General features: G+C 39.0%; 20 protein-coding genes. 7 read left to right on the forward strand and 13 right to left on the reverse strand.

Going from position 1 to position 22,862, the window contains the following annotated elements; all coding sequences use genetic code 11:
- Positions 1-71 precede the first annotated feature (71 nt).
- The 4 genes from B4U84_RS12545 (at position 72) to B4U84_RS12560 (ending at position 5,896) form a co-directional block, all read left to right on the forward strand.
- Positions 72-2,522, forward strand: a complete 2,451-nt coding sequence (locus tag B4U84_RS12545) for an endonuclease MutS2 (protein WP_131118240.1) — start codon at positions 72-74, stop codon at positions 2,520-2,522.
- Between the two features lie 592 nt (positions 2,523-3,114).
- A complete protein-coding gene (locus tag B4U84_RS12550; RefSeq protein ID WP_016859562.1) occupies positions 3,115-3,720 on the forward strand; it encodes a DUF3038 domain-containing protein in 606 nt (201 codons plus the stop codon).
- 25 nt (positions 3,721-3,745) lie between these two features.
- A complete protein-coding gene (locus tag B4U84_RS12555; protein WP_131118243.1) occupies positions 3,746-5,383 on the forward strand; it encodes a DUF4335 domain-containing protein in 1,638 nt (545 codons plus the stop codon).
- A gap of 228 nt (positions 5,384-5,611) precedes the next feature.
- Positions 5,612-5,896, forward strand: a complete 285-nt coding sequence (locus B4U84_RS12560) for a YiaA/YiaB family inner membrane protein (protein ID WP_017312990.1) — start codon at positions 5,612-5,614, stop codon at positions 5,894-5,896.
- Positions 5,897-6,005: 109 nt separating this feature from the next.
- Here the strand turns inward: B4U84_RS12560 and B4U84_RS12565 are convergent, their stop codons facing one another.
- The 5 genes from B4U84_RS12565 to B4U84_RS12580 all read right to left on the reverse strand — a co-directional run bounded on the left by B4U84_RS12565 (position 6,006) and on the right by B4U84_RS12580 (position 9,137).
- Positions 6,006-7,040, reverse strand: a complete 1,035-nt coding sequence (locus B4U84_RS12565) for a glycosyltransferase family 2 protein (RefSeq protein ID WP_081594487.1) — start codon at positions 7,038-7,040, stop codon at positions 6,006-6,008.
- A 558-nt stretch (positions 7,041-7,598) separates the two neighbouring features.
- Positions 7,599-7,742, reverse strand: coding sequence for a hypothetical protein (locus B4U84_RS30565; RefSeq protein WP_165490274.1), 144 nt, complete (start codon positions 7,740-7,742; stop codon positions 7,599-7,601).
- A 294-nt stretch (positions 7,743-8,036) separates the two neighbouring features.
- Entirely contained in the window at positions 8,037-8,498 is a 462-nt protein-coding gene (locus B4U84_RS12570; protein ID WP_131118246.1) for a ferredoxin, read from the reverse strand.
- A complete protein-coding gene (locus B4U84_RS12575; protein WP_017312987.1) occupies positions 8,498-8,884 on the reverse strand; it encodes a DUF1257 domain-containing protein in 387 nt (128 codons plus the stop codon). Before B4U84_RS12575 ends, B4U84_RS12570 begins: the two co-directional genes overlap by 1 nt.
- 43 nt (positions 8,885-8,927) lie before the next feature.
- Complete coding sequence (locus B4U84_RS12580; RefSeq protein WP_017312986.1) at positions 8,928-9,137, reverse strand: DUF2997 domain-containing protein; 210 nt, start codon at positions 9,135-9,137, stop codon at positions 8,928-8,930.
- Positions 9,138-9,415: 278 nt separating this feature from the next.
- On the opposite strand from B4U84_RS12580, the gene B4U84_RS31175 reads away from it, so the two are divergent.
- Together B4U84_RS31175 and bioU are read left to right on the forward strand one after the other, a co-directional pair.
- Positions 9,416-9,679 (forward strand): hypothetical protein, encoded by a 264-nt coding sequence (locus tag B4U84_RS31175; RefSeq protein WP_207390933.1) that lies wholly within the window; start codon positions 9,416-9,418, stop codon positions 9,677-9,679.
- Positions 9,680-9,799: 120 nt separating this feature from the next.
- The gene (gene bioU / locus B4U84_RS12590) at positions 9,800-10,822 is read left to right on the forward strand and encodes a (S)-8-amino-7-oxononanoate synthase BioU (RefSeq protein WP_017312984.1); all 1,023 of its coding nucleotides are present in this window, start codon (positions 9,800-9,802) and stop codon (positions 10,820-10,822) included.
- Between the two features lie 49 nt (positions 10,823-10,871).
- Here bioU and B4U84_RS12595 read toward each other — a convergent pair whose 3' ends face one another.
- From B4U84_RS12595 to B4U84_RS12630, 8 genes are all read right to left on the reverse strand, one after another.
- Positions 10,872-12,287 (reverse strand): EH signature domain-containing protein, encoded by a 1,416-nt coding sequence (locus B4U84_RS12595; protein WP_131118252.1) that lies wholly within the window; start codon positions 12,285-12,287, stop codon positions 10,872-10,874.
- Positions 12,288-12,312: 25 nt separating this feature from the next.
- Positions 12,313-12,936, reverse strand: a complete 624-nt coding sequence (locus B4U84_RS12600; protein ID WP_131118255.1) for an OmpA/MotB family protein — start codon at positions 12,934-12,936, stop codon at positions 12,313-12,315.
- 1 nt (position 12,937) lies between these two features.
- Positions 12,938-15,289: a hypothetical protein gene (locus B4U84_RS12605; protein ID WP_131118258.1), complete on the reverse strand. Its 2,352-nt coding sequence runs from the start codon at positions 15,287-15,289 to the stop codon at positions 12,938-12,940.
- 23 nt (positions 15,290-15,312) lie between these two features.
- On the reverse strand, positions 15,313-15,669 hold the full coding sequence (locus tag B4U84_RS12610) for a hypothetical protein (RefSeq protein WP_131118261.1): 357 nt from the start codon (positions 15,667-15,669) through the stop codon (positions 15,313-15,315).
- 248 nt (positions 15,670-15,917) lie between these two features.
- Complete coding sequence (locus B4U84_RS12615) at positions 15,918-16,487, reverse strand: hypothetical protein (protein ID WP_131118264.1); 570 nt, start codon at positions 16,485-16,487, stop codon at positions 15,918-15,920.
- Positions 16,488-16,579: 92 nt separating this feature from the next.
- Positions 16,580-17,800, reverse strand: a complete 1,221-nt coding sequence (locus B4U84_RS12620; RefSeq protein WP_131118267.1) for a type II secretion system F family protein — start codon at positions 17,798-17,800, stop codon at positions 16,580-16,582.
- Between the two features lie 202 nt (positions 17,801-18,002).
- Complete coding sequence (locus B4U84_RS12625) at positions 18,003-19,109, reverse strand: type IV pilus twitching motility protein PilT (protein ID WP_017312977.1); 1,107 nt, start codon at positions 19,107-19,109, stop codon at positions 18,003-18,005.
- Positions 19,110-19,218: 109 nt separating this feature from the next.
- Positions 19,219-21,231 carry a GspE/PulE family protein gene (locus B4U84_RS12630; protein WP_131118269.1) on the reverse strand — a complete coding sequence of 671 codons (2,013 nt, stop codon included), beginning with the start codon at positions 21,229-21,231 and terminating at the stop codon, positions 19,219-19,221.
- A 620-nt stretch (positions 21,232-21,851) separates the two neighbouring features.
- On the opposite strand from B4U84_RS12630, the gene grpE reads away from it, so the two are divergent.
- Positions 21,852-22,595: a nucleotide exchange factor GrpE gene (grpE, locus tag B4U84_RS12635; RefSeq protein WP_017312974.1), complete on the forward strand. Its 744-nt coding sequence runs from the start codon at positions 21,852-21,854 to the stop codon at positions 22,593-22,595.
- The last annotated feature ends 267 nt before the right edge of the window (positions 22,596-22,862 follow it).

Below are 22,862 nucleotides of genomic sequence, written 5' to 3' on the forward strand. Positions count from 1 at the left end.
CGATCCCCGATCCCCGATCCCCGATCCCCAATCCCCAATCCCCATTTTCAAGCTAGTAGCTATATAAAGCCTTGATTCAATCTGAAACTCTAGAACTACTCGAATGGTATCGCCTCTGCCAGCATTTATCTACCTTTGCGGCTACTAAACTTGGGGCGATCGCAGCGCGTGATTTGACACTACCTGACTCTCAAGCTGGGAGTGAGTATTTGTTGACGCAAACCAAAGAAGTCTATGAACTCGAAAGTCGCCTCTCTACAGGACTTTCGTTTGAAGGAATTCAAGACATTGGTGATTCGTTAGAAAGAGCAGAACTACAAGGAGTTCTAGCAGGTGATGAACTGCTAGCTATTGCTACCACCCTTGCAGGAAGTAGAAATCTACGTCGTCTCATCGATAATCAACCAGATTTGCCCATTCTCAGTGAATTAGTTGCTGATTTAAGAACTTATCCAGAACTAGAACAGGAAATTCATCGTTGTATTGACGAACGAGGACAAGTTAGCGATCGCGCTAGCCAAAAACTTGCTGACATCCGTACAGATCTGCGAAAATTACGTAACCAAATTACACAAAAGTTACAAAATATTATCCAAGTAAAGTCAAATGCAGTTCAGGAACAGATCATTACCCAGCGAAGCGATCGCTATGTAATTCCTGTAAAGGCGCCCCAAAAAGATGCAATTCCTGGCATAGTTCACGATACCTCCGCTAGCGGGGCAACGCTATATGTAGAGCCAAATTCTATTGTTCCCTTGGGTAATCAACTGCGGCAGTTAGTTAGAAGAGAACAAGCCGAAGAAGAAGCTATTCGTCTTGCTTTAACTAAACAAGTGGCAGAAGTAAAACCTGATTTAGAAGAATTACTCGCGATCGCCACAACTTTAGATTTAGCAACTGCCAAAGCGCGCTATAGTTTCTGGCTACAAGCCAACCCACCCCGTTTTATCAATCGACAAGAAAATGAGTACATCACCCTACGGCAATTACGTCATCCGTTGTTAGTTTGGCAACAACAACACGAACAAGGATCACTAGTAATTCCTGTAGATTTACGGATTCAGCCAGAAATAAAAGTAGTAACAATTACTGGGCCAAACACAGGTGGTAAAACAGTCACTTTAAAAACTTTGGGTTTAGCAGCCTTAATGGCAAAAGTCGGTTTATTTGTTCCTGCCCGTGAACCAGTAGAATTACCTTGGTTTGACCAGGTGCTAGCAGATATTGGCGACGAACAATCACTACAGCAAAATTTGTCTACCTTTTCTGGACATATTCGCCGTATTAGTAGGATTTTGGAAGCAGTGAATGAGGACAAGGGGGACACGGGGGACAAGGAAGAATTGTCTCCCCCCTCTCCCTTGTCTTCCCCCTCTCCCTTGTCTCCCCAGTCCCTGATCCTCCTCGATGAAGTTGGTGCAGGTACAGATCCTGCTGAAGGTAGTGCCTTAGCGATCGCCTTGTTACGTTATCTGGCAGATCATGCACAATTGACTATGGCAACTACTCACTTTGGCGAACTCAAAGCTTTAAAATACCAAGATGAACGGTTTGAAAATGCCTCAGTAGAGTTTGATGAAGCTACCCTTTCGCCTACTTATCGTCTATTGTGGGGAATTCCTGGACGTTCTAATGCTTTGGCAATTGCTCGCCGCTTGGGCTTAAAAGCAGAAGTTGTGGAACAGGCGAAAACAAATTTGGGAGGCTCAACAGACGAAGTTAACCAAGTAATTGCTGGATTAGAAGCGCAACGTCGCCGCCAAGAAACCAAAGCCGCAGAAGCACAAGATTTGTTGCAAAAAGCCGAAATTTTATACAAAGAAGTTTCAATAAAAGCAGTAAATTTACAGGAAAGGGAGCAAGCTTTGCGTGCTTCTCAAGAAGTCGCAGTCCAGCAGGCGATCGCTCAAGCGAAAAGCGAAATTGCTCAAGTAATTCGCCGCTTGCAGCAAGGTACACCCACTGCTCAAGATGCCCAGCAAGCCACAAAGGCTTTAAATCAAATCACCGAAAAATTTATACCCCAACCACCACCAAAACCAAAACAAGGATATATTCCCAAAGAAGGCGATCGCATCCGTATTCCCAAATTAGGACAAACAGCAGAAGTCTTGACTGCACCCGATGACGATGGTGAGTTAACCGTCCGGTTTGGGATTATGAAAATGACAGTCAAGCTCGAAGATGTGGAATCTCTGGATGGTAAAAAAGCTGAACCAGCAGTGAAAACAAAACCAGTCCCAGCAGCAACACCAGTGACTCCAACCCAAGCAGCCCCAGCAATTCGCACATCTAAAAATACAGTAGATATACGCGGACGTAGGGTTGCAGATGCGGAACTTATTTTAGACAGAGCAATTTCGGAAGCAACAGGGCCAATCTGGATTATTCATGGACACGGTACTGGTAAATTGCGGCAAGGTGTTCACGCCTTTTTGCAACAACACCGTAGAGTTAGTCGTTATGAAGCAGCAGAACAATCTGATGGTGGAACTGGTGTAACTGTTGCGTACGTAGACTAATATACTTCAGACAATATTAAAACGGACTAATTTACCACTCAACAGTCGGTTTTAACCGAGTTTTGTTATTAGCCTCAGAATTGATTCTGAGGCGGGCTGGATGAGAATGAAATACCCCTAGATAAACAACTAACCATTAACAGGAGAAAATATCTATCTAAAGGAAGATTTAATTATTTCGTATAAAGCATCATTTTAAGCAAAAATTATAGTTAAATTCAAGGTTGGTGCAACTAGCAAACAAGATGTAATAAACAGTGCTTGTAAATAAGTCGGCGAGAATAAACATAATTAAGTTACGAAAATTAAACATATCTAAAACCCTTACCAATGACCAATGACAAATGACAAATAACCACTCCAACTAGTTATCTTTAATTTGTGCCGACTGACTTACTTTTTCTAAAATCGGTTTTCGTCATAGAGTAAGACAAAGACCGCAGCTGTTTACCCAACCATTTCAGTTATGGAAAATGCCCAGCAGCTTGCTGTAGGCTGATTTCTGTTCATAGCTTTAGGAAACTAATCTTCTTTCGTAAAAGTCTGGTTTCAAAATGGGTAACAGCAACAGCCCCTACCAGCCCGATCATCTATGCTAAAAGTTATGCACTCTGCCGCCAATTTACCCACTCCTACTCCCCAGTGGGAGGATTTAATTAAGCTTCCAGCCCCGAATACAACTCAATGGGAAAATATTAAAACCCAATTAGATTTGGTGCTGTTGGCATTAGAAACATTGACTGGCATTGGCTCCGAGGCCATGCTTTCAGCGGCTATTAATCTGAATTTAGAGTCAAGAGTGCCAGACCGTGTAGCGCTATGGCGACTACGCCAGTCTAACCCGCTACGCAAAGGTCAAGGAGGGCGAAAAAAGCTCGATGTTGAAGAAGCGCGAGCGCTTGTTCTCATTATTTGTTATCTTGCCAAGCAGCATCAAGAATTAATTCGGCGTGCTGTTGGCTTGTTAGAACAGATGGCGGAAAACAACCGCGAACCTCATCAAGCTGCTTTGTTAGGAGATTATATAGATGCTTTCTGCAATACTTACCAAGAACGGATGGAGGAAGACTCGACAATCTCCACGGATGAACTTACCCACTTGGCTTTAAAACTGCTGATAGATTTACTTTTTTATAGCGGACCCGGTGGACATCGCCGCCTCTGGCTAGCACTTATCGACCGTTCAACTAAATTTTGAAAATATCCTGCTTGCAGTTCTTGCCATGCCTCTAACAAATTCTGTCATCCGTCGGTACACACCACCCACTTGCACGCTAGAAGTGTTGGCACAAAGCTCATCTCTATCTCGTTGGGTGGGAAAATCTGTTCTGAAGGATCTACGCTTTGAGTTAAGCTTTGATGATCCACGACTAAGCGAAGAACAGAAGATCGTTATTCGGGGCGATCGCGACCAACTAGAAGCTTTGTGTACAGCAGTAACAAATTACGTGCAGGAATTCCTGCAAATGTCCCCTGAAAGTTTTTGGGCAAACTTTTCAGACTTAGAGGACTCAACCGGAGCATTAGATCAAGATCAATCAGATCAATTAGAATCACAAGAACAATTACAACCTCCCGTTTCTACTCAAACATTAAATTCTTTTAATAATCAGCTACCAGAAACCGAAATACACATCAAACCAAACAGCCGTTTAACTCATAATTTATTTCTCGGTTCTTTAGGACACCAAGCATCTCAGCCTGTTGTACAACTAAATTTACTACAGTTGTTTGATTTGGCAACAGCCTTAGATCAATACTCTGATGATTTGCTTGCCCTACCCAATCTCTATCAAAACAGATCGTCGCGTTTTGCAATTCCTGGTTGGGTTCCTGCGGTAGCAGTCCTGGTTGTAGCAATTGGTTTAGTACCCTTTACCTACCAATATGCAATTCAGACTAAGCAAAAACCTAGTACCACCAAAGATAAACTTGCCTTAGAACCATCACCTCTACCAAATCTAGCCACACCTGCACCTGCACTCACTCCAAGCGACCCACTACCAGCCCTACCTTTTGGTTCTAATAATTTGTCTGTACCTGGTTCAGGAACGCTACCACCTAACCAAACTTCTGCTCAAAACCAAGCATTTCCCAATGTGCCTCTAATAGCCAATGCGCCTTCTCAAGGTCTTTCCCCTTCACCTTCTACAAAATCTCCAACAGCTACCTTCTCCTCGCCTTCTCCAGGAAACAGCGTATTCACCGCACCCCCAACAGGGAAACTTCCGGCACCACTGACATTAACACAACCGCAGCAAATAAATATTCAACCCAAACCCAATTCCTCACAAGCTAATAGCACCGCCTTTAATCAGAAAAATGGAGTTATTGCCCAAAATGGGGATATTTCACTAAATTCACCCACTACACCAACAAATTTACCTTCGACTCTTCCTACTGTTCCGCCACTTATTACTAACGCACCCAATAGCCGTAGTAGTACTCTTAACCAACAAAATCAATCAACAACAACTTCCTCGGTTGATGCAGAAGATACTTCCAAATTAATCGAGAGATTGCGCGAAAATAGTAATTCCAACAAAGTTGCTACAAGAAACAGCAACACTGTATTGGACGCAACTACTCAATTGTCAGAAGCTAAACAATTTTTAACAAAGCGCTGGCAGCCACCTTCTGGCTTGAACCAAACACTAGAGTATAGTTTGATGGTGGGTGTTGATGGCACTATTGAACGTATCTTTCCTTTGGGCAAAGCTTCAAGAATATATATAGATCGCACAGGTATGCCTTTAATTGGTGAGCGTTTTATTTCTCCCAATCGCAATGGACAATCTGTGACCATTAGAGCCGTTTACAGTCCTGATGGCAAGGTACAAACTTTTGCTGAGAGAGATTAATCGCTCATAATTCCTTTTGTGCCAGTTGCCCAAGTGCGACAAAGAAAATGAAGGTAAAAGGGTAAAGAGTAAACATCAAAGGATTAAGATAACGTCCTTTCTCTTTGCCCTTTCATTTTACGATTAACACCATTTGAGTCCAGTTATTAAACTGTCTTTTGAATATATTCCCATCACAATATCTATCAATACAATAACGATCAATTCTTATTGTCTGAGATTGGGAATATGCAAACACAAGCACCACAACAAAAAGAAAGTGCAGCTTGGATTTTTCAAACATGGGCTGCTTTTTTACTTTCTCTTTCTATGACTACTGTCGGTATTGTCAATTTACCCGTGGATAACTGGGTGAAAGGTTTTATGGGTATGGGTATGGCTTTTTCAATAGGTTCTACTTTCTCTTTAGCAAAAACTATGAGGGATTTACATGAATCTAAAAAGTTGACAGCGAGAATAGATGAAGCGAAGGTAGAAAGATTACTTTCTCAACATGATAATTTAATGAAGTGAGCGATCGCTCTATAAATATCTCAGCTTGATATTAATTTAGGTGGAATATAGTTTGTAGTGAGGACTTTAGTCCTCAAAATCAGGACTAAAGCCATTACACCTAAAAAACCTATCCTGCGACTTTGACGACTGTCATACTTTTCAGTTTGCTTAACCAGTCTTTCACAAAACCTTTTAATTTCTGTTCCGTGTGAAGTTGCCACTCAAAGAAAGGAGCGAAACCTAAAGACAATGCAAAAATTCGTAGTTGCAACACAGGCGAATCACCCAACTGTTTTAACAAAGTAACAAGCTCTGCTCTTTCCTGTTGATTAAAAATAGGAAGAAAACAATAGGCTGAGTGTATGATTGCCATTTTGCGTCTCTGCTTATCTAATACTTCCGTATCCCAGCCTCGGCGTTGAAAAGCAGGTAAAAAACTCTCTTCAAAAATCCGAATATATCCTTTTAACTGCAAATGTTTACGCTTGGAACGTGTTTTCTTCACATCAGTCCAAACTCGATATTTTGCTAATATTTCATCCGCATAAACATTTCCATAGCCAGCATCGGCAATTCTGACAGATAAATCATAATCTTCAACATATTCAGGCCCATTTTCGTAATATCTTAATTCTTGCAGTACCTTGGTTCTAAACATGATGATGTTTGCTGCTACTCTATAGCCAGTAACTGCTGCCATTAAAGCGTCATCGGAACTTTGAAACTCTTTTTTTCTGGCAACTCGTCCTATGGAATGATTTTTTCCATACTCATCCATTTCTTGAATAGCAGTATGAGCATAACCAGCTTCTGGATATTTTTGTAGCAGCGAAACTAATTTCTCCACATAATTTGACATCAAAGCATCATCTGAGTCTAGACGTACGATAAAATCAGTTTTTGGCTGGCTCATTAACCAAGAATTATTACCAGCAATACCCATGTTTTGAGGTTGCTGATAGTAATGCACTTGCGGAAACTGCTGACACAACTGTTCCATTACTTGGGGTGTTTCGTCAGTACTATGATCATCTGAAACCCATACTTCTACATTTGGATAAGTTTGGCGACAAGCACTAGTTACAGATTCAATCAAGTATTGGGCTTGATTGTAAGTGGGAATACATATGGCTACCGAGGGAATATTTAGCATTGAAGTCATATCAAGTCTAGTCATAACAACTGAAAATGGTTTTTGTGTTGTGTTACTCTGAGGATCTGTAACAGAATGAAGTAATTGCCAACTACGTTTGATATCCTAATTGCAGAGATAAAATCTGTTGTGTCACGGCAATTTTCTGGGTGCAAAGTTTTACTACTTTACCCAGGTGACAAGAATTGAACTGTAGTCTAAACCTTCGTTCTTGCAAGTAAATAAGTGACACTTACCCAAAGCGACTTTCAATTTTACTCAAGTCACTTTTACTGAATAAATATTTTAAAAAATTATACAAGCCAAGAGCTTACCCTAACTTTTTGGCAAACTGTTGATTTTACTATTCAGTAATTTATGGAGAAAGTGTTGATACACTCATTCATCCAGATTAACTAAACTATTGGCAAGAAACTAATGGTCAATCTAGTACATTTGCTGTACTGGAAGGTAGATATAGAATAAATTTCTATGTAGCTGTGTAGAATCTCTCTCCAGCAAGATTAAAGACAATAGAATTCTTATCACTTTTTACAACTACAGATAGAAGTGTTGAGATTAATCTACTCAGGGTGGAGTCAAACCACCAGGAATTCTCACAGCATGGACACTCTGAAGCACCAGCTCATATTCGATGAAAAGACTACCTCCTAGCAATACTTGCTGGATGTGAGCCAGGAAGATTGAATTTGTTGAACCTAGCTTAAACATAAGAGTGTCTTCTAAGTTTTCATTTCAGAGTAGTGCTAGCATCTGCACATACCCAATGTTTCACAACTGATATTCTTTAGTGAGGCATTAATTAGAAATTTTAAAGCAATAAAATCTAAAGCAGCACTATAAATCAAGCAAATTCACAAATAGTTCACGTTTTTACAGAAAATCTTTATCAAAAAATCACGAACCATAAAATCAAAAAACTAAAAATGTGAGTAGTTTTATTTAAAAAATAAAAGGCTGGATTTCCAGCCTTTTCCTTTATAATTATGTCAGAACCAGTTGTATTTAATAACGGGATTTCTTTAGTTTGGATTTTTGCTTTTTGCGTCGTCGCTCAGAAGTTGCAACTGCACCTTCTACAGGGTAACCTACTACAGGTATGACTTGATACTTACGTTCTTCTTCCAAACGTTTGATTTCGGTGTAATCAACCCAATGGATACAATCAACTGGACAAGTATCTATTGCTTCTTGAATTATTTCCTCGGAATCACCATCTTGACGCATGACACGCGATCGCCCATAATCAGGTTCTATATAAAAAGTATTACGAGCAACAAAGGCGCAGTGCTTACAGCCAATACAAGTGATTTCATCAACATATACACCTTTTTGGCGTAGGATACCTCCTAACTCCGGCTCTAAACCAGAGCGTTCTGGGGCGTTCCGCAAAAAGCCGCCTAATTCTGGTTCTAGTCCAGTTCGGTTATCTTCCTGTTCTTCCAGCGACGGCAAAAAATCAGACATTACGCACTCCAGCGTTGTACTACCAGACGAATTGAACCATCTTCATTTTTTTGTTGTTCAGCAACTTGAAAGCCTGCTTTTACTGTCTCTTTCATGACTGTTTGATAAGCATAGCGCTGTGTTACCTGGCGCAAGAATCCTTCCACAGACAAGTTTTGTTGCCAATATTGCAAATCAGCTACCAATTCGTATTCTTTGCCATTCCATTTGAAACCAACATCGTAGCCATTTTCTTGCTCAATAGTAATCTCAGCACTATGAGTTTGACCACGATAGCCACGCACTTGACGCGGCCCTTGCTTCCAATCTATACCCAAGTCAGAGAGAGCATCTTGCAAAGACTCAAGGTTACGGATTTGGGTTTTAATTTGGCTAAAGTGTGACATGGTGATTATGATTCGACTAAACTAAATGTTTTTGTTTGCAAATTTACCAACCGCTATGAGTGGCTTGTGTGTTCACCACTCCAGATTGCTGCACCTTGGCGGCAAAGAATTCTGAGGTTGGCTCGTAACTAAGCACTTGTCCCAGCTGTGCTTCTATAGCCGCTGTCACTTCGGCGCAGGAATTACCTACAATACCCGTGACTTTCTCCTGTACCCGACCATCTGGATAAATGATGAATTCTAATGTCTCCATGCTTTTGGTCAACCACAAATAGTACGCTCGGATTGTACTGCTCTAGCAAGTGGCTAAAAATGTAGCTTTGGGGAACAGCATTTTTCCTTAGCCACAAAATTAGCTATTTGTTAACTAATGTTCCATCTCTCAAAATATATATCTCAGAAAATTTACAAAAGTTATTAATCTTATTAGTTAACACATCTATTACATGTAAGTTTCTCTTAACCTGATCGAGAAGTCAAGCTCAAAACTTAACTCTCAACAAATTTGTAAAAGACAGCGAAACCATAACTATGGTTAGCTTAGGCGGTAATATTGGTCAAAAAACAATGATTTTTATTGAAAAAATCTATCATTATGATTACTTTTGCAAGATGAGAAGCGATTCTCCAAAGGAGACACTACGCGATGGTGCAAAGCACCCGCCTTACGGCGATCGCACTTCATTTGTGCTAAAAAAACTCCTGCGCCTAAAACCACTGATTCCACGCGAGCTATGCTTTGAGCTTCTTTGTAGGGAAAATCTGTATCTAAAAAATAAAAAATCGATCTGGTAAGCCAACAACCCAGCATAATAAATCAAGATAAAATTTATCGCCATTAGCCAAAAGCCACAGTCACAAGACTCAGAACTAAGGCTGAATGCGAAAGCTAATTTTTAACTGAGCTAATTAACCATGCATACAGAACAGATAATAGATTCTACCAATTTTGCTCAAGCGATACGTATCGGAGTACTGGGTTTTGGCGGATTGGGACAAGCTGCGGCGAAAGTCCTAGCCCCGAAACAAGAAATGATATTAGTAGCAGCAGCAGATAACAAAGGTTATGCTTACGCTACCGAGGGTTTAAATGCCGAAAAGTGCATCACTACATATCAATCTCAAGGTTCCCTTGGTTATTTAGAACCATTTGGTACATTAACCAATCACAGTATTCAGGATTTAATCGAAAGCAATCAGCCTGTAGATGGTTATTTCTTAGCTTTACCAAACCTACCTAATGACTTTATCGCCACTGTCGCCAAGCAATTTATTGATTCTGGTTGGCGTGGAGTATTAGTAGATGCAATCAAACGCACCAGTGCAGTAGAACAGTTATTAACCTTGAAAGCAGAACTACAAACCGCAGGTATTACCTACATGACAGGATGCGGCGCAACACCGGGACTATTAACAGCAGCAGCAGCGATCGCAGCCCAAAGTTATACTGAAATTCATCGCGTAGAAATTACTTTTGGGGTGGGGATTGCAAATTGGGAAGCTTACCGCGCCACTATCCGCGAAGATATTGCCCATATGCCTGGTTACAATGTAGAAACAGCTAGGGCAATGACAGATGCAGAAGTAGAAGCACTTTTGGATAAAACTAATGGTGTGTTGACACTAGAAAATATGGAACACGCCGACGATGTGATGTTAGAGTTAGCAGGAATTTGTGGGCGCGATCGCGTTACTGTTGGCGGTGTTGTCGATACCAGAAATCCCAAAAAGCCCCTCAGCACCAACGTCAAAATCACAGGTCGCACTTTTGAAGGTAAAATTTCCACCCACACCTTCACACTAGGAGATGAAACCAGTATGGCTGCAAACGTGTGTGGGCCAGCTTTCGGCTATCTCAAAGCAGGTATCAACCTACATCGACGCGGTATCCACGGAATATTCACCGCCGCCGAAATTATGCCCCAATTCGTAAAATAAGTTTGTAGTAAGCACTTCAGTGCTTAAATTTAGAGGGCTTTAGCCCTCACTACAAACTTTCACATTTATTTAATTTATTACAGTAGCGCCTTGCTTCTTGCTCTAACCTTTGAATTTCGCTTTCCCAACGCTGAAGTTTGCTCCATCGCTCTGTTAATTGATATTCTGTAGGGGTTTGGGAAGGTTGTGTACCTGGGTTAGGATAAATTCTCTTCTTTTCTAACCATTGACAACAATAGTATTGCCAAAGATAAGCATGATCATGTGTATCACCACCAAGACAACGAATTTGCTTAACAGATAGTTGATTTTGACCGAAAAGTATCTGTTGATTTTTTAAGGTCTTGGGCAATAAACGAGTTTCACTACCTATTCCACGAAAGAACTCTACCACAAACCACTCACCAAAATCGAAGATACAAATTTCTGTCGGGTTGCTACCGTCATCTTTCAAGATGTCAACATCTCCTTTGACTTGACTTCCTATGGTATTGAATGTTCTTTGGGGAAGTAAAATGCGGATACTCTCAAAGCGATCGCTGTAAAATCTCCAAAACTCACTACGACGTCGTAATTGATTTACCTCAAAGTCCTCTAGTTGAAGTCTTTGCAAAATCAAATTTACTAAACTTTTAAAATCATCATAATTAATTGCTCCTATCCACTCTCTAAGTTTTTGTCTTGCTGGTTCTGAGAGTCTATGGATTTTTTCAGCGTTATTATAATTTTCTTTAACCCATGTAACTAACTGTGGATACTTGCTCACTACTTCCTTCGATACATGAATTAATAAATAGTTCACAGCATTTATTTTATGCTCAGATGACATTTCATTAAAGCATCTTAGTAGCCAGTTTAACTGTTGCTGATTTGGATTAGTGAGAGAACAAAAATAGGGAACTATATCCTCAACAAAGTTTTGAAACGCTGCAATCCAAACGGGTAAATCATGATTAATTTCTGTAATTAATTCACCGGGAGTGAAATTCAGTTCACAAGCTATTCTGCTGAGTTCTATTCTTGCATTAGTAGTACTCAGTGATCGAACTATTTTTACATTTAGTAAACTTTTGACATCTTCAATACTCAAAAATACATGAAAATACTCTACAAAAGAAGATGCTAGATGATTTTGATTTTGGTTATTGTAATAAAGAGCTAAACGCCACAATAATTGACGTTGTAACCATGAATTATGAGCAGCGTATTTCCAGATGAATACTGAAGTTTCTGTACTGTTTAAAGGATTTTTAATATCCCATTCTGATTTGCCATAAATGCAATTAATCCATTCTAGTTGACTAATGTTTTCTTCTTTTCGTTGTTGAACTTTTTTCAATATTTCATCAACAGTCTTTACAGAAATCTCTACCTTGGGTAATTGATTGGTAAATTCCATTAATTTTTTTGGTTGGGGATAGACAGATAGAGAATCAGTAGGAGGTAAAGGAAAATTATTATTCATTTATTTTTATTCTCAGATTGGTTAATTAATGCTTTTTTGCTAACTCATCACTACGAAATTGTAAGCGGAATAGTACTTTACGGTCAGCAGGATTATCGCGAGTTTTATCAGCTTCAATTTCTCCCCTTCCTGCGGCTAAAATTTTCTGACTCAAAGATGCTTTCGTGGAAAATTTCATATCATAAAATATGAATTTATATACTGATGAAGCTCTAAGAACACTCAATTCCATATTCGTTTTATTATCTCCTTCAGAACTGGTGTGACCTTCGATTACAACACGAGAAACTTCACTTTCTATTTCTTGATTAGAGAAAATAACTCGACTATATACAGGAATAAATCTACGCAGAAAATCTTTTCCTTGGGGTTTAAGCTCTGTACTACCTTGAGTAAAGAGAATTGATTCTTGGATGCTAATATCTCCAGTTTCTGGGTTAACTTTGACATTAATATTATTGCTTTTCATTTCTCCAATCACATTACCGATTACTACCCGTTTTGGTTCGTCAATTTGAGCAAGAGCAGTAATAAAGAGAAGCACAAAGAACATTAGCAATCCAGACATTAAATCACCGATAGAAAGATATGTACTTGCATCATCATCTTCGGTATTGTCCGCTTCAGAATTCCATGTAAAGTTTTGCATTTCAATGATTCCCGTTGAATTGGTTACGGTTATCAGTAGCTTTGACTAGAACATCAGCAGAATGATATAAGTTTTGACAAACTTGAGTTATTGCAGTATCTGCTTCCTTGAAAAAATGATTTTGTGTTTGTTCAAAATGATTTTTCCAAGAATTTAATGAACTTTCAAAACTGTCAGATAATTCTCGATACTGACTTTGTATATCTTTAACCTGAGTTCCAATTTCACGAGCAATTTCTTGTAATTGCAGTAGTCGTTGATTTGAATTCATTCCTACAGTATTTGCAAGTTTGCTCACATCTCTAGTAGTATCACTGACTAAATTCATATCTTTTTGAACTTGGTCAGATAATTCTCTTCTACGCTGATATTCTTCTTTAAAAACATTATTGAGATGATTTACCACTCCTGATAAACCATTTCTCTGTTCTCCTAGTGTTTTCTCTAGAAGATTATTTTGCTCTTCAAAAAATTTATGCAAATTTGCTTGATATTCGTCTCGAAACGCTCTTAAATCTTCCTCAATTGTGTGACGACAAGCAGTGAGGGTATGGTTAATATTTCCTAAAGTATCAATTAAGTTATCTTTGGCTCTATTCATCAGAGAAGATGCTTGATTTCCAGTAGTTTGTAATTCCTCTTTAAAAGACGTATGGGCTTGAGAAAGAATATTAATCATTCCAGTACGGGTAGCTTGTAGCATCTGTCGTTCAACTTCTGCTCGTTGTCGCAAAGCTTCTTCTAACTCTTCTCTAATTCCTTTAAATGTTGCGGCTGCATTTTCAGCACTTTCTTGAAATGCAGTTCTTTGCGCTGTCATTCCTTCTATACTGTGATTAACCGCACGATTTATTTCTACTGCTGTATGTTCAAAAAAGTTGTGTAGATGTGCTTGATATTCTTCGCGGAATGATGTTAAATCTTGCTGAACTGTCTGATTACAAACAGTAAGTGTGTGATCAATATTTCCTAAAGTTTCTAGCAAGTTATCTCTAGCACTATTCATCAAAGCAGATGCTTCATTTCCAGTAGTTTCTAAAACACTATTTTGCTCACGAAAAGCAGTATGAGCTTGAGAAAGAATATTAATCATTCCAGTACGGGTAGCTTGTAGCATTTCTTGTTCAACTTCTGCTCGTTGTCGTAAAGCTTCTTCTAACTCTTCTCTAATTCCTTTAAATGTTGCGGCTGCATTTTCAGCACTTTCTTGAAATGCAGTTCTTTGTACTGTCATTCCTTCTATACTGTGATTAACCGCACGATTTATTTCTACTGCTGTTTTTTCTAAAACACCTTTTGTATCTGTTTGAAATTGGCTGAGAGTTTGTCTTAAATCGCTAGTAAATCCTTGGAGTTGCGTCAATGTTTGTTGCTGAAAATCCTGAATTGTAGTGATAGATGTTCCTAAATCTCGATGAAGAGTTAGAACTGCTTCAGATGCTTGATTTGTTAATTCAGCACTTCTATCTAATCTATCTGCTATCGGTTCTAATACCTGAATTCGTAAATCTTGAATTAGATTCTCTAAAACTCTCTGTCCTTGATTTTCCTGTAATTCTCTTGTTTGACGCTGCTCTTGGTGTATGGCTTTCAGTCCCGGTAAAAGAATTGTTCGTATTTGCTGACCAACTGCTTCTCCAATTAATTCTGTATTTGGTGGTTGTAGTCCAGATAAATTTCTAGCAACACGATTTAAATTATTAACAACCTGTTGAAGACTATTTGCTTCTTGATCTGCTGCTATTTCTTGAGTAGTTATCTTATCTAACTTTTCACGCAGACCGTCACGTTGATTTTGTTTTATAGAATCGGTGGCAAATAAAATTAGGGTAAAAATACTACCAGAACCAAGTCCCATTAATGATGTAGAAAAAGCTGTTTTCATACCTGCAATTAATTGTTTAATAGCAGGCATTAACTGTTCAATATTTCTAGTATCAAAATTTACATCTTGTAGCCCTTGTTGAATACCATAAAATGTTCCTAAAACACCAATAGCGGTACAAAGAGTAGTGATAAAACGAAGAGAACTACGTGGTACAGGAGTAGATAAAATGGCTGGATATGTAATCAGGAAATATTTGTTATTTCTGCATTGAATTTTATCCAGTTCATTAGTTCCTAAATGCTTTTTTAACCAATCACGGATGTTATGTTCTTTAGGGTTTGAATTTTTACCCTTTAGCCGCCATTGCTCTAAAATCTTAATCGCAGTTTGAGTTGTGCGAAACTTCAAACAATAACGAAACACGCTATATAACTCAACACAAATTGCGAATATTAATACTATGGCTGTTGCGTAGTGAAAAAGAGTATTATCCCAAATGATGTCCCAAATTTTCAGCATCTCCATATAGCCCCTCTTTTAATTTATATTTATTGATATTTAGTAAATTTACGTAATTCTTGCTCTGTGAGAAATTCTTTCGCTACTCTCGCAGGGAGATGTTCTGCATATAAGCGATCGCCTATCTTCTCTCGTAGTTGCAAACTGTAAATTTCCTCACCTACTTGATTAGATTCAACTGAATCCTTGACTAGATAAACTTGATCAGGAGCATGTTCTCTTAGTAACCGCACCTGCAAACAAGTTTTTAAATCTCGTGTTGAAGTAGAGAGAGCAGAATCATCACCAAATAATTCCCGTGCAGCTTTCCAAGCATGATTAACTGCAACAATCTCTCTCACCAATTGTTCAACAGATGTTCGTAAAAGATGTTCAATTTTATCCATCGGTATGTAGTGTTAATGTTTTATCGCCGATGGTTTTATTGTTCCCGTAAAAGTCTTGAATATAGCTTTAAACTTAAATAAAAAATTATAATATTTTTATCTAATTCACATAGATGAGCTTAGTTTACCGAAAGCATTCCAAACATTTAAAAAATCCCGCCTGCGATTTGAATCGGAGTCTCATAACTAAAATCTGCTTAAGCAGACTGTTTGATTTATATAAAGTCTCAGATACTTCAAAAGACAACCTAATCCCCAATCCCTGATCCCCGATTCCCGATCCCCAATCCCTCTTTTTCCTCATCCAAAATTAATTCTGGTGTTTGCACCACAAATGGTAAATCAGCGCCTAATATACCCCGCTTGATCCGTTCTAATGTCTCTGGAAAAACTACAAACAGAGGATATATAGTATTTGTCCCCTCGCTCAAAATATGTTTGTAGCGGGAGGACATTAACCATTCATAATCTTGATCCAGCCAAATTTGTGTTTGTCGCCAACGTCCTAAAAAATCAGAAAAATCTTCATGGGGACGATGAATAAAGACAAGAATTTCGCTTCCTGTTTTAATTTTCCATTCAGGATCACACATCAAAACTGCGACATCACAGGGTAGAGAAATAGTTTTACCTGTAGTTGTTACTTCCCCACGCAAACGCACAATTGGCAAAGGTATAGTGATAATACTTTTGTCTGGACGACGTAGACTAGGAATCATTTCTAAGTATGGACGATGTTGTTTGAGTAAAGCGATCGCACCAATATGATTACTATATTCAGCTAAACTAGTTTCATAATATGATTTTTTGAATAACATGATTAAAATTATGAATCATTAATTATGATTTTGCGTTTTAAATTAAGGATGAAAAATATTCGTCAATCTTTCATCCTTAATACTTAATTTTTTTAGCCGAGCTTGTCAAACACTTTGAACATAGGCAAATACATCGATAGCAAAATAGTACCAACCATCCCACCTAAAACCAAAATCATAATTGGTTCCAAAACACTAGTCAGAGCTTTCACTGCTTGTTCCACTTCGTCTTCGTAGAAATCAGCTATTTTCATTAACATTCCATCTAATTCACCAGTTTCTTCACCAATACTGATCATTTGAATCGCCATAGGTGGAAAAACTTTCTCTTTTTGTAATGCAATGCTGATCATTCCTCCTTGTTGAATTTCCGCACGTGCTGCATTAATAGCATTAGAAACTACTTGATTACCAGAAGTATCTCGTACAATTTCTAAAGAAGTCAGAATTGGTACACCTGAACGAGTCAAAGCACCAAAAGTGCGACTAAAACGAGCAACAGATGACTTTTGAATTAAGTCACCAAACAACGGCATTCTTAAGGAAAGACGATCAATTGTTTCTTTCCCAACACGAGTTTTATAGTACTGTTTATAAGCAAATGCTACCCCTGCAACAATGACAATTACAACCAAAACACGCCAACTTCGCAGGATTTCACTACACAGCAGCATAAATTGAGTTAAAGCAGGTAATTCTGTTCCTAACTCTTGGAAAATTTTGGCAAAGATGGGGATCAAAAAAACTGTCATACCAATAAAAATACCAGTTGCTAACACACCTACAACGACTGGATAAGCAAGCGCTGATTTAATTTGGTTTTGTAAACGAGCCACATCTTCTAATAACTTGGCTAATCGATTTAAGACTTCATCTAGAACACCACCAACTTCGCCAGCTTGAATCATACTGACATATAAACCATCGAAACAATCAGGATGTTTACGCATTGCATCCGAGAGATTTATTCCATTTTGAACATCACTACTAATATCCAAAAGAGATTGTTTAAGTTTAGGATTACTACATTGCTCAGACAATACTCCCAAACTTCTAACTATGGCTACTCCTGCATTTACCAAAGCAGCAAATTGACGAGAAAAAACAGCTTTGTCCTTAACTGATACTTTGACTAAAGAAGTCTTAAAATTTTTCAGACTAAAGTCTCCCAAACCTTGAGATTTTTTTAAATCTTGAACAACAAATCCTTGCTGCCTTAGTCTAGTACGTGCTTCAGCTAAGTTTTTTGCAACAAATTTTTCTGTTTTTGATTTCCCTTGTGAATCCCGAACACGAGCAACGAATGTAGGCATGAATTTACTTTATCTATATGAAAATTAAGAATTTAGTTGTTATGGCAGTCCTATATGGAATAATGAACCACAAAGTACACAAAGAAAGAGAGAATAAATAATTTTACAAATTGTTTTGGATTGCTATAGTTGGTTATTGATTGTTTGAGAAATACTGGAGAAATCCAGACAATAAAAAACTATTAGCCAATAACAAGATTTATTAATGTGTTTTTACAGTTCCAGCAGATGGTGCAGTAGGACCAATGAGACGTTGCACTTCATCTGGCTTAGAAGTTTTAGACATTGCTGCTTCAAAAGAGATAGTTCCAGCTTTGTATAAATCAGCTAAAACTTTTTCCAGAGTTTGCATACCTAATTTACCACCAGTTTGAATAGCGGAATAAACTTGAGCGGTTTTACCTTCACGAATCAAGTTAGAAATAGCCGGAGTTACTATCATTATTTCCTGTGCCATCACCCGACCAAATTCACCAGGTTTGGGATTTTTTTTTGGGACTAAAGTTTGACTAAATACTGCTACTAGCGAGTTAGATAACTGTACCCTGACCTGGGTTTGTTTTTCGTGGGGGAAAACATCAATAATTCTGTCAACAGTCTGTGCTGCTGAACTAGTGTGTAAAGTTCCAAATACTAAATGCCCGGTTTCAGCAGCAGAAATTGCTAAAGAAATTGTTTCTAAGTCTCTCATTTCTCCCACTAGAATAATATCTGGATCTTCCCGCAAAGCAGCTTTTAAAGCATTTGCAAAACTTTTTGTATCCTCGCTCAATTGTCTTTGGTGAACAAGACTTTTGATTGGTTCGTAAACAAACTCTATCGGGTCTTCAACCGTCAAAATATGTTCTGCTCGTGTGCGGTTGATTAAATCAATCATTGCCGCTAAAGTAGTTGTTTTACCAGAACCAGTAGGTCCTGTAACTAGTATTAATCCTCTGGGTTTTTCCGACATTTCTTTGACTACATCAGGCAAACCTAATTTATCAAAGTTAGGTATTTTAGAACTTAATGCTCGCAAACAAGCTGCATAGGAACCGCGTTCTTTATAGACATTGACGCGGAAACGTGCTAGCCCTTTTACACCATAAGAACAATCTAACTCCCAGTTTTGTTCTAATGTTTTTCGTTGGGAGTTATTGAGCATACTAAAAATTAATCTTTGGCATTGATCTCCAGATAATGGTTCTTCTCCAATAGGCGTCAGTTTACCACTGATGCGAAAATATGGTGGCAATCCAGCAGATAAATGCATATCCGAACCGCCCATTTCAATCATTTGCTCCATTAAATCTTCAATCATCATTTCCATAGTTTTTCCCTTTTTTGTTTGTTATTTGTTATTAATTGGTAGTTGGTTATTAGTAGTTAGTGATTTTCAAATTACCAATGACCAATGACAAATGACTAATTACTATTGACTAATCCTGAAAACGAGGTGTCATACAATATGGACAATCCAACCATTCAGGTTGCAATCCAGCATGACAAGTTCGACAGGTAAGACTAGTTTTGCGTTTAGCTTTTAATTCTGCTTCTAACCCTGTGTCAGTAAAGGTGACTCGTTCTACTTCTTCTAGGGTGGTTGAACCTTGGCGTACTAAGTCCAAGCTGTAGGAAAGTAGGGTTTTCATACCTTCTTCTACTGCTACTTCTTTGATGCGTTCTGTTGGTGCTTCTTCGTTAATCAGAGTTTGCAAATTTTCACTGATTCGCATGACCTCATAGACGCCACAACGTCCTTTGTAACCTACGCCATTACAGGTTGGACATAAATGACCTTGGATCTTGGCTTCTTGAATTTGGTCTAGGGTTAGAGTATTGGCTTTATAAAAGGTTATTCCTACTTCCTGGGAAGCTGACAAACCATAGCGAGCAAGTTCTTCTACTGTGGGTGTGTAGGAAATGCGACAATCAGAACAAACACGCCGTACCAAACGCTGTGCTAAAACACCAATTAACGAACTGGAAATCATGAAAGGCTCAATACCCATTTCCCCTAAACGAGCGATCGCACCAGGGGCGTCATTAGTATGTAAAGTAGTCAATACCAAGTGACCTGTTAATGCTGCTTCAATCGCCGTTTTTGCTGTTTCCTTATCCCTTGTTTCACCCACCAGCAGCACATCTGGATCTTGCCGCAAAAATGCCCGTAATGCAGTGGCAAAATCTAATCCTTTTTCTCGAATCACTTGTACTTGAGTAATTCCCGGTAAGCTATACTCAATAGGATCTTCCACAGTACTGATATTGATTCCTGGGTCGTTTCTTTCTGCTAGTGCCGAATATAGTGAAGTTGTTTTACCAGAACCTGTTGGTCCAGTTACTAAAATTAACCCAAAAGGACGACTAACCATTTCCTGGACAATATGTAATGTCTCTGGGTCGGTAATTAATTTATCTAAACCTAGTTGAGTTGCAGAGTTATCCAAAATTCGCAGTACAACTTTTTCTCCGTAGCGACTAGGTAGGGTATTAACACGGAAGTCTACTTTACGTCCCTCGAACAATCGCCTAATCCGTCCGTCTTGAGGTAAGCGTCGTTCTGCAATATCTAAGCTGGCGATAATTTTAAACCGCGCAGTCACAGCAGGAATAATTTTTTTTGGCAAAGGGTCGAAAGCTTCCCGTAACACTCCATCTTTACGAAAGCGAATACGTAAGTTGTCTTCTTGGGGTTCTATGTGAATATCAGATACTTTCTCATGCAATGCTTTTGCCAAAATTCTGTTAACCAAATTGATTACAGGAGCATCCTCAGCACCTTTCATCGCTGCTCCCAAATCAGCCTCGGATTCTTCTGGAGTGTCGTCTAGGTTGAGGTTGTCTAAATTTTCTAAATCTTGGTTAATGTCTGTATATTTTTGTTGCTCTAAATGTTTTTGTCGAACAGCTAAATCATTCAGGTATACATTGATTAACAATTGATAGTCTTCTTGAGTAATTACCATGCGCTGCAAGGCTAAACCTTGGGGTCGCAAAACCCGATTTAAGTCATCCGAAGCTTCTAAATTATCTGGATCGACCATCGCCACTAAAACAGAGGGTGGGTTTTGCTCCTCGTTTTTCGACAGTGGTACTAAGCAGTGACGACGACAAATATCAATTGGGATAAGACTATCTATCAGATGGGCTACTGTTGTGTTACCTACTGAACTAATTTCCGGATCGAGGGATTCTACGCCATAAAGTATTTTAAGTTCAAATAGCTGTTGTTTTTTGTACTGCCTAAGTAACTCCGGTGATAATTGTCGTCCCGATATTGATTCGAGTACTTCTGTTAAAGGGATACCAGACTTGCGGCTTTCAATCAGCGCTTGTCTCATCTGTTCGCTATTGACAAAGCCAGATTGCACAAGTTTGTTGCCGAAGGGCGAAAATTCTACTCTGGTAGACAGAGCTGTACTACGCCGTTGTGGTGACGAGTTAGTCATAAATCAGCTATTGAGGGAATCTCTGAGTAGAGTATTCCCAAGCTGTGAACAAGAATTTACATACCCACTTAAATAAAAATATTGGGGATTGGGGATTGGGGATCGGGGATCGGGGAAGGTGGGGTCCCCTCTGAGGATAAGGGGTAACGGGGATTGGGGATCGCGAAGAGAGATGTTAAATAATAATCCATTGTCTCCCCTTTCCCCTTTCACCTTTCATCTTTCCCCTTTCCCCTATCCCCGATCCCCAATCCCCGATCCCCAATCCCCGATCCCCGATCCCCGATCCCCGATCCCCTTTCCCCCATAAATTGAAAATTGACAGACTACTAACTATCAGTATCTGCACTAATATGTCCAGCATTTGTCAAAATAGATGACGGTGATATCAATTCCAGGAGATATCGACAAAAAATGCGCCTGCTATTTTCATCTGTAGCAATAGACTACTTCTTGCACTCTTGTAGAGCAACGGTAAAGACTCAAAGGCAGAGGTTTTCTCATTCTTCAACCTTTACTTTACCCCTTAATTTTTTCTCAATTTCTACAAGAAGTCTAATGCATGACTGCAAAGATGGCGATAAATTGTCGTATCAAGTATCTGGGATAAGTACATAATGATGGACGAATATAAACAGACAAACAACACAAATCAGCAAGTGGGTGAACCAACAGAGGTCAAGCAACCAATGAATAGTGACTCCTCAGTTCCAATGAATACCAACGAACCTGGCACCGAGGTGACAGACGAAGTGACAACCGAAACTAATGTACCTGAAAACACAGTTACACCCAGCCAAGAAAATGGGGTTACTGGTAATCAGACAACAACAGTTGATACGCCTGCATCAGCACAGATGAATCAACAAATCGAATCTCTCAAAGCTCAGTTAGAAGAACGTAGCAGCCAGTATATGCGAATTGCGGCAGATTTTGAGAATTACCGCAAACGCACAATCAAAGAAAAAGAGGATCTAGAAGTGCAAGCAAAGCGGAATGCAATTAATGAATTGCTACCAGTAGTCGATAATTTTGAGCGGGCGCGATCGCAAATTAAACCCCAAAATGATGGGGAAATGGGAATTCACAAAAGTTATCAAGGAGTTTACAAATTACTAGTAGATAGCCTGAAGCGCTTAGGTGTATCACCCATGCGTCCCGAAGGACAACCATTTGATCCCAATCTACACGAAGCAGTAATGCGCGAACCTACGGATGAATATCCTGAAGGAACAGTGTTAGAAGAGTTAGTACGCGGATATTACTTGGGCGATCGCGTGCTACGCCATGCAATGGTTAAGGTGGCTGCCCCTAAAGAGGATACGCCATCTTCCGAGGAAAATCAGTCTCCTCCAGTAACATAGTTAAATTAGTCGTCCTTTGTCATTTGTCCTTTGTCAATCGATAGTTGATTGTTATTTGTTGTTAAAAGTTCTTACTGATTACCAACTATTAACAACTAAACAATTGACCATTGACCATTGACCATTGACAATTGACAATTGACCATTGACCAATAACTAACTAGGCGACCATTGCGTATAAAACGTACGAAAGGTAGTCCGCGAAATATAAAGCCCGAAGTTTTGTCGCCTTCCACAGTGGAAATGCTTACGGAGGGACAGTTCTCA

The organism is Westiellopsis prolifica IICB1 (assembly GCF_004323185.1).
GTDB classification, from domain to species: Bacteria; Cyanobacteriota; Cyanobacteriia; order Cyanobacteriales; family Nostocaceae; genus Pelatocladus; species Pelatocladus prolificus_A.

Excerpts from the sequence above, each read along its gene's own strand:
- B4U84_RS12550 (WP_016859562.1), top strand. The coding sequence starts at position 3,115 with ATGCTAAAAGTTATGCACTCTGCCGCCAATTTACCCACTCCTACTCCC.
- B4U84_RS12555 (WP_131118243.1), top strand. The coding sequence starts at position 3,746 with ATGCCTCTAACAAATTCTGTCATCCGTCGGTACACACCACCCACTTGC.
- B4U84_RS12560 (WP_017312990.1), top strand. The coding sequence starts at position 5,612 with ATGCAAACACAAGCACCACAACAAAAAGAAAGTGCAGCTTGGATTTTT.
- B4U84_RS12565 (WP_081594487.1), bottom strand. The coding sequence starts at position 7,040 with ATGACTTCAATGCTAAATATTCCCTCGGTAGCCATATGTATTCCCACT.
- B4U84_RS30565 (WP_165490274.1), bottom strand. The coding sequence starts at position 7,742 with ATGTTTAAGCTAGGTTCAACAAATTCAATCTTCCTGGCTCACATCCAG.
- B4U84_RS12570 (WP_131118246.1), bottom strand. The coding sequence starts at position 8,498 with ATGTCTGATTTTTTGCCGTCGCTGGAAGAACAGGAAGATAACCGAACT.
- B4U84_RS12575 (WP_017312987.1), bottom strand. The coding sequence starts at position 8,884 with ATGTCACACTTTAGCCAAATTAAAACCCAAATCCGTAACCTTGAGTCT.
- B4U84_RS12580 (WP_017312986.1), bottom strand. The coding sequence starts at position 9,137 with ATGGAGACATTAGAATTCATCATTTATCCAGATGGTCGGGTACAGGAG.
- B4U84_RS31175 (WP_207390933.1), top strand. The coding sequence starts at position 9,416 with ATGGTTAGCTTAGGCGGTAATATTGGTCAAAAAACAATGATTTTTATT.
- bioU (WP_017312984.1), top strand. The coding sequence starts at position 9,800 with ATGCATACAGAACAGATAATAGATTCTACCAATTTTGCTCAAGCGATA.
- B4U84_RS12595 (WP_131118252.1), bottom strand. The coding sequence starts at position 12,287 with ATGAATAATAATTTTCCTTTACCTCCTACTGATTCTCTATCTGTCTAT.
- B4U84_RS12600 (WP_131118255.1), bottom strand. The coding sequence starts at position 12,936 with ATGCAAAACTTTACATGGAATTCTGAAGCGGACAATACCGAAGATGAT.
- B4U84_RS12605 (WP_131118258.1), bottom strand. The coding sequence starts at position 15,289 with ATGGAGATGCTGAAAATTTGGGACATCATTTGGGATAATACTCTTTTT.
- B4U84_RS12610 (WP_131118261.1), bottom strand. The coding sequence starts at position 15,669 with ATGGATAAAATTGAACATCTTTTACGAACATCTGTTGAACAATTGGTG.
- B4U84_RS12615 (WP_131118264.1), bottom strand. The coding sequence starts at position 16,487 with ATGTTATTCAAAAAATCATATTATGAAACTAGTTTAGCTGAATATAGT.
- B4U84_RS12620 (WP_131118267.1), bottom strand. The coding sequence starts at position 17,800 with ATGCCTACATTCGTTGCTCGTGTTCGGGATTCACAAGGGAAATCAAAA.
- B4U84_RS12625 (WP_017312977.1), bottom strand. The coding sequence starts at position 19,109 with ATGGAAATGATGATTGAAGATTTAATGGAGCAAATGATTGAAATGGGC.
- B4U84_RS12630 (WP_131118269.1), bottom strand. The coding sequence starts at position 21,231 with ATGACTAACTCGTCACCACAACGGCGTAGTACAGCTCTGTCTACCAGA.
- grpE (WP_017312974.1), top strand. The coding sequence starts at position 21,852 with ATGGACGAATATAAACAGACAAACAACACAAATCAGCAAGTGGGTGAA.